General features: G+C 65.9%; 9 protein-coding genes. 5 read left to right on the top strand and 4 right to left on the bottom strand.

From position 1 onward, the window contains the following. Window positions 1–88 precede the first annotated feature (88 nt). Both V7Q48_RS05410 and V7Q48_RS05405 read right to left on the bottom strand, forming a co-directional pair. Window positions 89–1,633: a tryptophan halogenase family protein gene (locus V7Q48_RS05410; RefSeq protein WP_333836905.1), complete on the bottom strand. Its 1,545-nt coding sequence runs from the start codon at window positions 1,631–1,633 to the stop codon at window positions 89–91. Window positions 1,634–1,719: 86 nt separating this feature from the next. Next, window positions 1,720–4,554: a TonB-dependent receptor gene (locus V7Q48_RS05405; RefSeq protein ID WP_333836750.1), complete on the bottom strand. Its 2,835-nt coding sequence runs from the start codon at window positions 4,552–4,554 to the stop codon at window positions 1,720–1,722. Between the two features lie 308 nt (window positions 4,555–4,862). On the opposite strand from V7Q48_RS05405, the gene V7Q48_RS05400 reads away from it, so the two are divergent. The 4 genes from V7Q48_RS05400 (at window position 4,863) to V7Q48_RS05385 (ending at window position 9,818) form a co-directional block, all read left to right on the top strand. After that, a complete protein-coding gene (locus V7Q48_RS05400) occupies window positions 4,863–5,585 on the top strand; it encodes a SapC family protein (protein WP_333836749.1) in 723 nt (240 codons plus the stop codon). Window positions 5,586–5,593: 8 nt separating this feature from the next. Further along, window positions 5,594–6,649, top strand: a complete 1,056-nt coding sequence (locus V7Q48_RS05395; RefSeq protein ID WP_333836748.1) for a cupin-like domain-containing protein — start codon at window positions 5,594–5,596, stop codon at window positions 6,647–6,649. Between the two features lie 221 nt (window positions 6,650–6,870). Continuing rightward, window positions 6,871–7,896 carry an alpha/beta hydrolase gene (locus V7Q48_RS05390; protein ID WP_333836747.1) on the top strand — a complete coding sequence of 342 codons (1,026 nt, stop codon included), beginning with the start codon at window positions 6,871–6,873 and terminating at the stop codon, window positions 7,894–7,896. Window positions 7,897–7,961: 65 nt separating this feature from the next. Further along, window positions 7,962–9,818 carry an NPCBM/NEW2 domain-containing protein gene (locus V7Q48_RS05385; protein WP_333836904.1) on the top strand — a complete coding sequence of 619 codons (1,857 nt, stop codon included), beginning with the start codon at window positions 7,962–7,964 and terminating at the stop codon, window positions 9,816–9,818. 149 nt (window positions 9,819–9,967) lie between these two features. On the opposite strand, the gene V7Q48_RS05380 is transcribed toward V7Q48_RS05385, so the two are convergent. Continuing rightward, window positions 9,968–11,566, bottom strand: coding sequence for an alpha-N-arabinofuranosidase (locus tag V7Q48_RS05380; protein ID WP_333836746.1), 1,599 nt, complete (start codon window positions 11,564–11,566; stop codon window positions 9,968–9,970). A gap of 47 nt (window positions 11,567–11,613) precedes the next feature. Next, window positions 11,614–13,044: a sugar porter family MFS transporter gene (locus V7Q48_RS05375; protein WP_333836744.1), complete on the bottom strand. Its 1,431-nt coding sequence runs from the start codon at window positions 13,042–13,044 to the stop codon at window positions 11,614–11,616. Window positions 13,045–13,248: 204 nt separating this feature from the next. Between V7Q48_RS05375 and V7Q48_RS05370 the strand changes: the two genes are divergently transcribed. Beyond that, window positions 13,249–14,304 (top strand): LacI family DNA-binding transcriptional regulator, encoded by a 1,056-nt coding sequence (locus tag V7Q48_RS05370; protein ID WP_333836743.1) that lies wholly within the window; start codon window positions 13,249–13,251, stop codon window positions 14,302–14,304. The last annotated feature ends 16 nt before the right edge of the window (window positions 14,305–14,320 follow it).

Below are 14,320 nucleotides of genomic sequence, written 5' to 3'. Positions count from 1 at the left end.
GAACTCTCCTGCGGTGCGGGGGGCGTGCCGGCGAGCGGAGGGACGCTCGCCGGCTCGAGATACGATCGCACGGAGGCGACCGGAGGGATCAGATCGGCTGGAGGCCGTATTCGACGATCTTGCTGATGAGGTCGCGATGGCGCGGCAGACGGGTCAACAGGCGCTGCGTGCCGTCATGGTTTTCGCGGAAGGCGCGCTCGGCCTCGCGGGCGTCGTTCGCCAAGTGCACCTTGTTGACGGCCGTGCGGAAGCCCATGCCGTAGAGCACGTATTGATAGGAGGCCGAGGGGAACACCTCGTCGACCCGGTCGAACTCTTCGTGCTGCCACGGCGACTGGTACGACCAGAGCTTGAGCAGGTCCTTCAGCCGGTCGGGAATGCTCGCCGGATCCATGTTGTCGCGCCAGAACTTGGTGTCGCGGCGCTGGCTGAGGACGTAGTGCAGCTTGAGGAAATCGACGATGCGGCCCCAGCGATAATGGGTCTTCTCGTTGTAGCGGCGCGAGACGATGTCCATCACCTCGCGGCAGGCCGGCATCTGATCGGCGATCATCCGCGCCGACAGTTCGATCAGCACGATCGCGGAGGCCTCGAGCGGTTCGAGGAAGCCGGCCGCCATGCCGACCGCGACGCAGTTGTTCTTCCAGAACACCTCGCGATGGCCGGCGCGGATCTTGATCTTGCGCGCCGTCAGGTCGCTGGCGGCCGGGCCGACATAGGCGCGCAGCTCGGCCTCGGCCTCGTCTTCCGAGATATGGCGGCTGGAGAAGACATGCCCGACGCCGCGGCGGGTCGGCAGACCGATGTCCCAGATCCAGCCCGCCGATTGCGCGGTGGAGATGGTATGGCTGGCGATCGGGCTGTCGGGTGCGGGATAGGGCACCTGCATGGCAAGCGCGGTATCGCAGAACAGCACGTCGCGCAGTTCGCGGAACGGCACGCCGAGCGTGCGATCGAGCAGCAGACCGTGCATCCCGGTGCAGTCGATGAAGAGATCGCCCTCGATCTCGCCCGCCGGCATCGTCAGGAGCGAACGGATGTCGCCATTGTCGTGCTGCGTCACGTCCTGCACGTCGGCGGGCACATAGCGCACCCCCAGCTTCTGCGTGCAGTGGCGCTGCATGAACGGGGCGAACTTGCCCGCGTCGAGATGGTAGGCGTAGTTCTGCTGCCCCTCGAACTCGGCGGTGCCGATCGTCTTGGGCGCGAGGCCCTCGTCACAGACCTGGCCCTGGGGGCAGACCGCGTCGCAGAAATTGGCGTTGCTTTCGCCGGCCAGCCAGTGCGGCGCCAGATTGATCTGGCCGAACCGCTGCGGCAGCACGAGCGGGTGGTAATAGGCGTCGTCCTCGGCGCCTGTGGTCCACTTGGCGAACAGCGCGCCCTGCTTAAAGGCGGCATCGCATTCGCGGAAGAAGTCGGTTTCGGAAACGCCGATGGATTTGAGCGTCGAGCGCATCGTCGGCCAGGTACCCTCGCCGACGCCGATGATCGGCACGTCGGGCGATTCCACGACCGTCACTGAAAAATCGTGCGGCATCTTCGCCTGATGCTTAGCCGCGATGATCGCCGCGGTCAGCCATCCGGCCGTGCCGCCACCCACGATCACCACATTGCGGACCGCCTTCACCATCATCCGCTCCGAATTATGTTACCCCAAAGGGCTGGCAGGATCGGTGGCGCCGAACCGATCGGCGCCACCGTCCCGTTCACGTCAGATCAGTACTTGAAGCGGGCGCCGAAAACAAACCGGCGACCGTACGCAAACGTATCGAGCGACTGGTTCGAGAAGCGACCGTAAGTGCTGTACTTCGAGTTGTTGAGATTGGTGCCCTCGGCAAACACGGTGAACTGCTTGGTCACGTCGTAGCTCGCGCTGGCGTCGATCTGCGTCTGCTGGTTCACGTTGACCGGTTCGGCGCCGAAGGTGCCGCCCTGGGTCTGGCCGAGAGCCAGCAGATACGAGTCGCGCCAGTTGAGCGCCACGCGGGCCTGGAAGCCGTGCTTGTCGTAGAACGCCACCAGGTTGGCCGAGTTGGCGAGACCGGTGATCGCGAAGGCCGAACCGCTGATATCGGCGGTATTGAAGTCGCGATTGGTGCTCACCAGCGTGGCGTTGGCGTTGAAGCCGAAGCCGCTGTCGCCGAAGACCTGCTGGATGGCGACTTCGACGCCCTTCACCGTGCCGTCCGGACCGTTGACCTTGCTGTCCACCTGGAACTGCGCGGGCTGGCCGGTGAACGGATCGATCACGCCGTTGATGGTCTGGGTCTTCACGCCGCCAACGATGAAGTTGGAGATGTACTTCAGGAAGAAGTCGACCGAGATGTACGAGTTCTGCTGGTAGTAGAACTCACCGGCGATGTCGAAGTTGTCAGCCAGGTAAGGCTTGAGGTTGGGGTTGCCACCCGAGGCCGCGAGGCTGCCCTTGCGCAACGTGCCGAGCGACAGGTTGGGCTTGAGGTAGCTGAGGTTCGGACGGGTCAGCGTGCGCGACGCGTCGAGACGCAGGACAAACTTGGGATCGATCTCCAGCTTCACGTCGAACGCGGGCAGCAGGTAGTTGTAGGTGGTCGAGTTGGTGATCGGCTGCTGCGGGGTGTAGGTTCCCACGGTGATCAGCGTCGGGTCGTTGTCCGAACGCACCAGGTTGACCGGGAGCTGACCGATCGCGGTCGCTTCGAGCTTGGTGTATTCGTCGCGCACGCCGGCCGAGAAGTGGAACGGCATGCTGCCAAGGTCGGTATCGACCGCAAAGCGGACGAAGCCGGCCCAGGTCTTTTCGGTGACCGTCAGGACCGAGCTGGGATCGAGCGCCGGGCCCACCGTCTTGCCGCTCGGATCGAGCAGGTTGTAGACGGCATAGGGGTTGTACTTGATGATTGCCGGAGCAACCGTGCCCTTGAAGCCGGGGATGAAGTTGTTGGTGTTGATGATGCCCTGGTAGATGTTCGCGGGCAGCGGGGCGATCGACCCGGTGCGGCCCGACGGCGCGCCATAGCCTGCATACCGCGCGAACGTGCCGTTGATGAAGGTGTTCTGGCTTTCCTGGTGGAACTTGTCTTCCGAGTAACGGGCGCCGAAGTCGATCTTCAGGCCGTCCTGCTGCCAGGTACCCACCGCCTTGAACTGCTTGACCAAGTCGGTGTTGTAGGGCGCGCCGCGCACGATGACGTGGTTGCCGATGACCGACTGGTCGGTGAAGCGGGCGATGTTGCCGGCCGGGCCAATGTCATGGATGCTCGGCAGGTTGTTCTTGCTCGGGCCGAGGATCGCGAGGCCGGTGTTGGCGCCCAGGATCGTGCTTGAGGTGCCGTTGGTGGACACGAACGGACCGCCGGGGTTGGTACCGCCGTAGCCGATGTCCATGTTGTCGTTGTAACCGTCGTTGCCCGGATTGAGGATCGAGCGCGAGATCGAGCCGTCAAAGTCGAACTTGAGGTTGCTGGTGGCTTCCCACTTGAGGTTGATGCCGGTGATGTTGGTCTGGTTGATCGTGCGCTGGATGCCGGCGTTGAAATCCATCGGCGTGCCGAACTGGTTGAAGTCGACCACGGTGCCGTTGCCGTCGTACTTCACGTTGCGCAGGTCGTCTCCGTTGAACCATGCGCCATAGCCGTAGGTGTCGGTATGGATGGTCTGGCGGCTGAAGTTGTCGTCGACCGTCAGGACAACGTTTTCACCGGCCTGCCACTGGAACGCGAGGCGACCGTCGAAACGCTCGTCCTTCGAGGTCACCTGGTTGGCGCCGACCTGCTGCGGGAACCAGCCCACGCGGGTCGCATTGTTCGGGTCCAGTTCCGCCGTGGTGCAGGCCGCCTTGACCTGGCAGGGGAAGAACTTCTTGCCGATCCAGCCCGGGATGAAGACCTGGTTGGTGGTGGTGTCGACCCGGCGATAGGCGGCATAGGCCAGCACACCGAAGGTGTCGTCGGCGAAGGTGTTGCTGATCAGCATGGCACCCGAGGGACGCACGTTGCCATTGCGGTTCTGCACCGCGCCCGAGGCCTTGGCGGCCAGTTCGAAACCCTTGTGGTCGAACGGCTTGGGCATCATGACGTTGATCGTCGCACCGATGGCGCTGGCGCCCAGCGTCACTTCCGGCGTCTTGTAGACGCTCATTTCGCTGACGAAGTCGGAGCCGATGGTGCTGAAGTCGACCGAACGCGCGCCCGAGGCGGTCGACAGGTGGCGACCGTCGAACTGGGTGTCGTTGAAGTCGCCGCCGAAGCCGCGCACGGTCACACCGTTGGCTTCGCCGCGCGGGCCCGAACGCTGGATCGACACACCCGGCAGGCGCTGCAGCGAGTCGGCGACGTTGGCATCGGGGAACTTGCCGATGTCTTCGGCCGAGATGGCATCGACGACGCCCGAAGCGGCGCGCTTGATGTCCATGTTGCGCTGGAGCGATCCGCGAATGCCGGTCACGATGATCTCGCTACCAGCGTCAGCGGCCGTGTCGGCCGCCTGCGCGTAGGCCGGCATGGAGCCGACGACGGCAAGCAGGCTGACGCCTCCGCCGATCAACCACTTCGATACGTTGAGCTTGTTCATATCCACTCCCTCAAAACATGCGTGAGGCGGCCCCTCCCCGCCACGGGCTGACGCAGCGAACACACCGATCCCTCGCGGGATGGTTTTCGACCGGACGGAACGGAACTGCGGGAATTGGCCCCAGCGCGGTCCTCTCCTGGCGGGTGCTGCTTCGTCACCTTGCGGATTCCTACTAACCGAGTTAGGTAGCGCTATCAACATCTATTTGTCTGCCTAGATTAGAGCGGCCATTCTAGTGTTGCAGATTGCGCACAGGTCGATCGTCGGTCACTCCGGGCAGGCGGCAGGCGCTTGCCCGCTGCACGCCGATGGCGCAGCATCGGGCGGGCAAGAAGGAGAGGACATTGCAGGATACCCTGGTCGCGCTCGACAGCGTGGCGCACCGCGCACTGCGCATTCACAAGCTGGGCGGCACGCATCCGCACTTCGTCCCGGTCATCCTGGCCGAGGTTGAACGCGCGGCGGCCTGTTGCCCCCTGTTCCTGTCGAAGGACCCCGAGACGGGCCGTTTCGCGCTGGCCGCGCTGTTCGGCTTCGAGGACGGGGAAGTCCTTGTGGAAGGGGCAAACGAGGGCAATGCGGCCTTCATTCCCTTCCACGTCCAGCGCCAGGGATTCTTTGCCAGCGGCGAGGCCATCGCCATCGACATGGCCCATCCCAGGCTGGCCGCGGGCGGGACAGTGCCGCTCTTCGATCCCTCCGGTGAGCCCAGCGATGCGCTGCGCACCATCCAGCGCGCGATCGGCGCCATGGTGCAGCATGTGCCCCCCACCGACGCCTTCGTCGAGGCTCTGGTGCAGTTGCGACTGATCGAGACCGTGGACATCACGCTGACCTTCGACGACGGCCAGCGCCTGTCGCTCGATGGCCTCTACACCGTCAGCGCCGAGGCGCTTGCGGCGCTGGATGATGATGAAATCATCAGACTATTCCGCAAGGGCTGGCTGCAGGCAGCCGTGGTGATCCAGGCCTCGCTGCAGAACCTGGCGGTGCTCGCAAGGCGGCGCAACGAGCGGCTGGCCGGGAACTGAGACCGGCGATGCACGCCAGCGGCACGGGCACGACCGACCAGCCGGTTGCGGAACTGACGCCGGGCGATCCGGCGACCGCCAGCGCAGACGCGTTCCGCGACGCGGTGGCGCGCGCGGGGCGGCCGGTCGTGCTGCGCGGGCTTGCCGCAAGCTGGCCGATGGCGCAGGCCGCCGCCGCATCCGATGCGGCGGTACGCGACTACATCCTGGGCTTCGATGCAGGCCGCCGGCCGCAAGTCATGCAGGCAGAGGCCAGGCTTGGTGGTGGCTATTTCTATAAGCCGGGGCTGGACGGGTTCAATTTCGAGCGGCGCGAGATGCCGCTGTCCGACGCGTTCGCTCAAATGTTCGCGCACGCCGCCGATGCGACCCGGCCGACCACGTACCTCGGGTCGCTGGTTGCGCCGGCCTACCTGCCCGGCCTGGCCGAGGCCAACCGGCCTGCCATCGTGCCCGACGGCGTCGACTTGCGCCTGTGGATCGGCAACCCCTCGACCGTCGCCTGCCACTACGATGCCTTCGACAATCTGGCCTGCGTGATCGCCGGGCGGCGGCGTTTCACGCTCTATCCGCCCGATTGCATTGCCGACATGTACGTCAGCCCGATCGACCACACGATCGCGGGCCAGCCGGTCAGCCTCGCGGCCGCGACAGCGCAGGACGAGGACGATCACGCCCGGCGTTTCCCGCGCTTCGCGGCGGCGGCGGCCCGTCGGCAGGTGGTCGACCTCGCCCCGGGCGACGCACTCTACATGCCCAAGCTGTGGTGGCACCAGGTCGAAGCACTGGCGCCGTTCAACGTGATGGCCAATTACTGGTGGGATGGGTTCCAGCAAGGCCCCGACGCACCGATGCTGGCGATGCTGTTCGCGATGATAACGCTCGCAGAGCGACCCGAGGCCGAACGGGCCGCGTTTCGCGCGTTCTTCGACCACTTCGTGTTCCGGCCCGAGGGGCATCCCCTGGCGCATTTGCCCGAGGCGCAGCGCGGCGTGCTGCGCAATCTTGCCGAAGGCGGCAGCGGCCAGATCCGCGCGATGATCATGCGCGCTTTGCGCGGCTGATCGACGGCACGCGAGCCGGAGTCGCGAGACCGTCGGTGCCTTGACAGTCAACGGTCTTGATCTAGTCTGATTTTTGATTCGTATTCTATTGATACGGTACAAACCGCGTATCAAATGCTTAGTCTTTTCAAGCACGAACCACCACCCTGCAATCTCAATCAAAACAGACAAGTCTGGAGAGCGTCATGACACGCAGTTTGCTGCTTTGCTCCCTTGCCCTGATGGCCGCGCCCGCCGCAGCGCAAGTCGCCACCCCCGGTCCCGCCGCCATCGCCAATGCCCCGACGCTCAAGGTCGAGACGATCCGCGTCCATTCGCGCGCGCTCGAAGGCTCGCTCGAGGGGGACAGCGCCGATCGCGACGTCATCGTGGTTCTGCCGAAGGGCTATGCGACCGCCAAGGCGCGCCGCTATCCGGTGGTCTACGCGCTCCACGGCTATTCGATCGGCGCCCGGCAGTGGACCGGTGAAATCCATGTGCCGCAGGGCATTGCCAATGCCGACACACGCGGCGCACGCGACATGATCTTCGTGTTCCCCGACAGCAAGACGGCGCACAACGGCTCGATGTATTCCAGCTCGGTCACGACCGGCGATTTCGAGACCTTCATCTCCCGCGACCTGGTCGCCTACATCGACAGCCATTACCGCACCCTGCCCCGCCGCGAGAGCCGCGGCCTCGTCGGTCACTCGATGGGCGGATATGGCGCATCGCGAATCGGCATGAAGCATGCCGACGTGTTCGGCGCGCTCTACCTCATGAGCCCGTGCTGCATGTCGGCGCGCGGCCTGTTTGGCGTGACGCCCGAGGCAATGAAGGCCTATGCCGGCATGAAGTCTCCGGCCGAATCGGCCAAGCTGGGCTGGGGCGAACGCGCCACGCTGGCCGCCGCCGCCGCCTGGTCGCCCAATCCGAAGAACCCGCCGCTCTATCTCGACCTGCCGCTGACGCCCGACGGCAAGACGCGCGAGGACGTGCTGGCGCGCTGGGCCGCCAATGCTCCGCTGGCTTTCGTCGACCAATATGCCGGGAACCTGCGCCGCTATGCCGCGATCGCCATGGACGTCGGCGACAAGGACAGCCTCAAGGTCGACACCGCCAAGCTGCACGACATCCTCGACAGCTACGGCATCGCCAACAGCTTCACCCTCTACGAAGGCGATCACACCAATCGCGTGGCCTTCCGGTTCGAGGAACAGGTCGTGCCGTTCTTCAGCGCACACCTCGATTTCGGGGCGCGCAAGTGATCGGAAAGCGCCGTATCACCCGGCTGCGCCATGCCGGCGCAGCGGCCGCGATCGCGTTTGCCCTCATGGCCGGGCACGCGCATGCTGCGCCCGATCCGCTGGCCCCGCACGCAAGCTGGAGCGTGACCACGCGCGGGACCGCCCCCCTGCCCCCGATGGGCTGGAACAGCTGGAATGCGTTCAACAGCGACATCGACGAGGAACGCATCCTCGCTTCAGCGCAGGCGCTGGTGAACACGGGGCTGGCGGCCAAGGGCTATCGCTATGTCGATATCGACGATGGCTGGTGGCTGCGTCGCCGCCAGCCCGATGGCCGCCTCGTGATCCGCGCCGAACGCTTCCCGTCGGCCGTCACCGCGGACGGCGCGGGCAGTTTCCGCCCGCTGACCGACAAGCTCCATGCGATGGGCCTGAAGGCCGGGATCTATTCCGACATTGGCCGCAACAGCTGCGGCCAGGCCTATACCGCGAACTTTGCCAACCAGCCCGAGGGCAGCCAGCTCGAGCGCGAAGTCGGCCTCTATGGCCACATCGACCAGGACATCCGCCTGCTGATGGGCGACTGGAACTTCGACCTCATCAAGGTCGACGGCTGCGGCATCCGCGCCATGACGCCGGCAAACCCGCTGGTGAAATCCGGCGCCTATCGCGCGCTGGGGCCACTGGTCGATTACGACACCTTGTCGCGCACCGACATTCCCGCCGTTCGCGGGCTTTACCAGGAGGTGAGCGATGCGCTCGCCCGCACGCGCCCGGCGAACGACTACGTCTTCTCGCTCTGCCTGTGGGGATCGGCCGACGTGCGCAGCTGGGCACGGCAGGTCGGCAACATGTCGCGCACCAGCGAGGACATCTCGCCCAACTGGGAGCGGATGCTGCACAACCTCGACTCGGTCGCGCGGCGCGAGCTCTATGCCCATGCCAACAGCTGGAACGATCCCGACATGCTCTATGTCGGCACCGGCGAATTCGACATGAGCCACCGCGAGGAAGCCCGCTCGCACATGGCGCTGTGGGCCATGCTCAATGCGCCGCTCATCATCGGCTTCGACATGCGCAAGGCCACGCCGGACCTGCTGGCCTTGCTTGGCAACACCGCGCTGATCGCGCTGAACCAAGATCCGGCCGGTAACCAGGCCGTGCTGGCCTGGGACAGCGACACGGTGCAGATCTTCGTCAAGACGCTGGCCGACGGCAGCAAGGGCGTGGCGGTCTTCAACCGCACCGGTAGCGCGGTCGACGCCACGCTCACCGCCGAACAGCTCAAGCTGCGCACCGACGCGCCGGTCGATCTGGTCGACCTGTGGGAGGGCAAACCCGCCCGCTTCACCGGCGAGACCAGGCTCGGCCTGGCACCACACCAGACGCTTATGTTCCGCGCCACCGGACAGCGCGAACACGCAGGCGGCCTCTATCTTTCGGAGCAGCCGGGCGCGGTCAATCCGGCGATCGATGGCGTCGAGACACCGATGGCCGATCCGATGATCCATCGAGGGCTGCTGCCGTGGAAGAACACCAAGGGCAGCGGCGAGCGCCCGATCTACGGCGGCTGGGGCGGTGCGCGCGCCGATGCCACGCCCTATGGTCAGGCGCTGCGGATCGGCGGGGAGACGTTCACCTCGGGAATCGGCACGCTGGCCAACTCGCGGCTGGAAGTGCGCAACGCCGGGTTTGCGCGTTTCGTCACCCGCGTCGGCGTCGACGATTCCGCATTGTCGGCAACCGCGAAGGTGCGGTTCGAGGTCTTTGCCGATGGGCGCAGCGTGGCGCGCACGGGCTGGATCAAGCGCGGTGATGCACCGATCGCGCTGAGTGCGCCGGTCCAGGGCGCGCGGATCGTCGAACTCGTCGCGCGCGGCGATCGCACCGGGCTGCAGAACGACCTGCCTGTGACCTGGGGTGCCGCAGCGCTCGATCGCTGACCAACAATCAGACGAGAGATTTAAAAACCCCGCCGGTACGCTTTGTACCGGCGGGCTTTTTTACGTTGTCTGGGCGGTGACCGCAGGAGGAGGATTGCGGCCACCGCCGACCGCCCCACCCGCAGGCGGGGCGGTACAAGGTGTGGCGATCAGTTCAGCTTGACCACCGTGACCGAACGCGCGGGCAGGTCGAGCACCACAGCACCGCCTGCCGCCTTGCCCGTGATGGCGCGTGGGGTAACGGCGTTGGGCGCCTCGAACGTGTTCACGGTGTCGACCTTCGCCGCAGTCAGCACCTGGCCGCTGGCCGTCTTAAAATTGCCGAGGCGGACACGGGTCGGCGTCTCGGGATCGACGTTGACCACCGACAGCCACAGCTGGCCCTGCGCATCGCGCGCGGCGATCGCGTCGAGGCGCGGCAGGCGCACGTCGCCATGGACGTATTCGCCGCCGTCGAGACGGATCGGCACGACCCGCGCATTCTGGAACGGCACGTACATGTGATAGACGTGATAGGTCGGCGTCAGGACCATCTGCGGCCCCTTGGTGAAGATCATCGCCTGCAGCACGTTGATCATCTGCGCGATATTGGCGACCTTCACCCGGTCGGCATGGCGCGCGAAGATGTTGAGGTTGATCGCGGCGAGCACGGCGTCCCGCTGCGAATTCTGCTGCATCAGGAAGCCGGGATTGGTGCCCGGCGTCGGCGCCAGCCATGCGCCCCATTCATCGACCGCGAGGAAGATCTTCTTTTCCGGATCGTACTTGTCCATCACCGCCGTCTGGCGATTGATGAGATCGTCCATCCGGTAGGTGTCCTTGATGATCCGCGCGTATTCATCGACCCCGAAGCCGGTGGCCTGGAGGTGCGGCGGCCAGCCATCGACGGTGTAGTTGTGCAGCGAGATGCCCTCGATGTCCCAGCTGTAGACGTGATCCTTCCACGCCTTCATCACCTGCTCGGTGTAGTCCAGCTTGTTGCTGTCCCAGCCCACGGCGATGCGCTTCATCTTGTCGGTTTCGCGCTGTGCCGGGTTGAAGTTGCGGATGAAGTTGGTGAAGCGCTTCATCTCCTCGACATAGTGGTCGGGAGACATCGCACCGCCGCAGCCCCAGTTCTCGTTGCCGATGCCCAGCAGCGGCACGCGATAGGGCGCGACGTGGCCGTTGGCGACACGCTCGTTGGCGTAGGTGGAGCCCTTCTCGGCGGTCATGTACTCGACCCAGGCCGCGGCCTCCGCGGGCGTGCCCGAGCCGACATTGACCGAGATATAGGGATCGGCGCCCACCTGCTGGGCAAAGTCCATGAACTCGTCGGTGCCGAAGGCATTGCTCTCGGGCACGCTGCCCCAGTTGGTGTTGATCTGGACGCGGCGCTTGTCGGCCGGGCCGATGCCGTCGCGCCAGTGATATTCGTCGGCAAAGCAGCCACCGGGCCAGCGCACGTTGGGCACCTTGATCGCCTTGAGCGCGGCGACGACGTCGGAGCGGATGCCACGCACGTTGGGGATGGGCGAGTCCTTGCCGACCCAGATGCCGTCGTAAATGCCCGAGCCCAGATGCTCGGCGAACTGGCCGAAGATGTTGCGATCGATCACGTCGCCGGGCTTGGCAGCGTCGATCGCCACCTCGACCGGGGTGGGTGCCGGGGCAGCCTGGGCGACCGTGGCGGCACCGAGAACGAGGGCGCCGAGCGCGGATGCGGACAGCACCTTGCGAAGCGCCTTGCGCGCAAAACCGGTGTGCATGGGGGGAAACTCCGTTGGAAGGTAAACGGGGGTGTGGAAGGGGTGGCTCAGTGGCCGCCCCAACCTTCCATGTCCTCAAGCTCCATGCCGGCGGTTTCGGGCAGGAAGGCCCGGACCAGGAAGAAGCTGATGAAGGCACTCGCGGTATAGAGCACGTAGGTAGGCGCCAGGCCGAGACCGCTGGCCATGGCCGGGAAGCTCTGCACCACGGCGTAGTTGGCGATCCACTGCGCCAGGCCACAGACCGCCAGCGCCGAGCCGCGCAGCTGGTTGGGGAACATCTCGCCCAGCATGACCCACATGACCGGCCCCCAGCTGGTGTTGAAGAACACGACGTAGATGTTGGCCGCGATCACCGCGATGAGGCCGAGGCTCTGGCTCAGCTGCAGCGCTCCCGAGGCGTCGAGCGTGCCCTTCGAGAAGGCCCAGCTCATCGCGCCCAGCGAGATGGTCATGCCGGCCGAGCCGACCAGCAGCATCGGCTTGCGCCCCACCTTGTCGACCAGCGCCATGGTGATGAAGCACGCCGCCACCGACATGAGGCCCGAGACGATGTTACGCTCGAGTGCCGCCTTTTCCGACACGCCGGCCAGCTTCCACAGCGTCTCGCCGTAGTAGAAGATGACGTTGATGCCGACGAACTGCTGGAACAGCGCGATGATGAGGCCGGCCCACACGACAGGGCGCAGGCCCGTCTTCGGGGCCAGCACGTCGGCAAGGCGCGGGCGGTGGTCAGTGGCGAACGAGGCGCGGATGTCCGAGACCTTGCGCGCGGCGGCTTCGGCGCCGAACAGGCGGGTGAGCACGTCGCCGGCTTCCTCGACACGGCCGCTCGACACCAGATAGCGCGGGCTCTCGGGGATGAACTGCAGCGCGACGAGGAAGACCACGGCGGGCACGGCCTGCGCCAGGTACATCCAGCGCCAGGCCGGAATGCCACCGATCAGGCCAAGCGAGTCGCCGGCCACGTCGGCCAGGACGTAGTTGACGACGAAGGCCAGCGTCAGGCCCGAGATGATCATGACCTGCTGCACGCTGGTGAGACGGCCACGGATCGCGGCGGGCGCAACCTCGGCGATATAGGCGGGTGAAAGGACGCTGGCGGCGCCGACCGCCATGCCGCCACAGATGCGGGCGATGACGAAGAACAGGTGCGAGCCGGTCAACCCTTGCGCCAGCGCCCCGAACAGGAACAGCGCGGCGGCGGCGACCATGATGCGCTTGCGGCCAAAGCGGTCCGCGAGGCGGCCGGCGAGGAAGGCGCCGATCGCGCAACCCATGAGCAGCGAGCCCACGGTGAAACCGAGGCCGGCATCGTCAAGCGCGAAGGCAGCGCGAAGGCCTGCCTGGGTGCCATTGACCGCGCCGCTGTCGTAGCCGAACAGCAGTCCGCCGATCGTGGCGACGGCCACGATGGCGCCCACGAGCGTCATGTTGACCTGGCCTTGTGAATTTGCGTCTAGAGGCTTTACAGCCATCGTCCTCTCTCCCCCTTCGCGGCCAGCCTTGTCGGGGCGCGATTTCGAATTGGTAGCGTTACCTTTAGCTATGCCCGCGTGCGAGGCAAGCCGATTCTCGTGGTCGTTCCCGCGCTTGTCCAGCGAGGGTTGGCTTGGGCGCCGGATGACGGTTGCAAAGCGCGCAAGACGGCGCCAAACCGGCGCAAAGGAAAAGCACAAGCCATGACCGAACCTCGTCCGCGTCGCCGCCAATCCGGCCAGCCCACCGTCAACGACGTCGCTCGGCTCGCCGAATGCTCGCCCATGACAGTGAGCCGGGTCATCAACGGTGGCAGCGGCGTGCGCGAGGAAACCCGCCTCGCCGTCGAGGCCGCGATCCGCGAGCTGAACTATGCGCCCAACCGTGCCGCGCGCAGCCTTGCCGGCGCCTCGCAGATCCGGCTGGCGCTGCTCTATGCCAACCCGTCCGCGGCCTATCTCAGCGAGCTTCTGCTCGGCGCGATCGACGCGGCAAGCCGGCTCGACGCGCATCTCGTGGTCGAGCGGTGCGAAAGTGATGGCGACCAGACCCGCCTGATCAGCCGCCTGGTCAATGCCGGCATGGACGGGTTTGTCCTCCCACCGCCGCTCTGCGACGATCCCGGGCTGCTCGCCCAGCTGCGGCGGATGCGCGCACAGGCGATCCTCATCGGCCCCGGCCGTGCCGAGGCGCATCATGCCGCGGTGATGATCGACGACTACCAGGCCGCCTACGACATGACGCGGCACATCCTCGATCTCGGCCATCGCCGCATCGGCTTCATCATCGGCAATCCCGCGCAGTCGGTCAGCGAACTGCGCCTTGCCGGCTATCGCGACGCCATGGGCGATGCCGGCGCCGACGTCGACGAGACGTTGATCCGCCAGGGTGCCTTCACGTATCGCTCCGGGATGACCGCGGCGAGCGAGTTGCTGGCACTCGACCAGCGCCCGACCGCGATCTTTGCCTCGAACGACGACATGGCCGCCGGCTGCGTCGCGGCCGCACAACGCCGCCGTCTCGACATTCCGCGCGACCTGACGATCTGCGGCTTCGACGACACCGCGCTAGCCTCGACGATCTGGCCCGAACTGACCACGATCCGCCAGCCCATTCGCGAGATGGCCGAAAGCGCGATCGACCTGCTGGTGCAGGACATCCGGCTCGAAAAGCAGAAGCAGCCGCGCAAGCCGCAGCACCTGACGCTCGACTATGCGATGGTCCAGCGCGAGTCCGACGCCGCGCCCGCCTCGGCCTGAGCCGAGGAAGGCGCGT

The organism is Novosphingobium sp. (assembly GCF_036803765.1).
GTDB lineage: Bacteria > Pseudomonadota > Alphaproteobacteria > Sphingomonadales > Sphingomonadaceae > Novosphingobium.
This window is presented reverse-complemented; position numbering and strand designations above follow the sequence as displayed.

Excerpts from the sequence above, each read along its gene's own strand:
- V7Q48_RS05410 (WP_333836905.1), bottom strand. The coding sequence starts at position 1,633 with ATGGTGAAGGCGGTCCGCAATGTGGTGATCGTGGGTGGCGGCACGGCC.
- V7Q48_RS05405 (WP_333836750.1), bottom strand. The coding sequence starts at position 4,554 with ATGAACAAGCTCAACGTATCGAAGTGGTTGATCGGCGGAGGCGTCAGC.
- V7Q48_RS05380 (WP_333836746.1), bottom strand. The coding sequence starts at position 11,566 with ATGCACACCGGTTTTGCGCGCAAGGCGCTTCGCAAGGTGCTGTCCGCA.
- V7Q48_RS05375 (WP_333836744.1), bottom strand. The coding sequence starts at position 13,044 with ATGGCTGTAAAGCCTCTAGACGCAAATTCACAAGGCCAGGTCAACATG.
- V7Q48_RS05370 (WP_333836743.1), top strand. The coding sequence starts at position 13,249 with ATGACCGAACCTCGTCCGCGTCGCCGCCAATCCGGCCAGCCCACCGTC.
- V7Q48_RS05400 (WP_333836749.1), top strand. The coding sequence starts at position 4,863 with ATGGCGCAGCATCGGGCGGGCAAGAAGGAGAGGACATTGCAGGATACC.
- V7Q48_RS05395 (WP_333836748.1), top strand. The coding sequence starts at position 5,594 with ATGCACGCCAGCGGCACGGGCACGACCGACCAGCCGGTTGCGGAACTG.
- V7Q48_RS05385 (WP_333836904.1), top strand. The coding sequence starts at position 7,962 with ATGGCCGGGCACGCGCATGCTGCGCCCGATCCGCTGGCCCCGCACGCA.
- V7Q48_RS05390 (WP_333836747.1), top strand. The coding sequence starts at position 6,871 with ATGGCCGCGCCCGCCGCAGCGCAAGTCGCCACCCCCGGTCCCGCCGCC.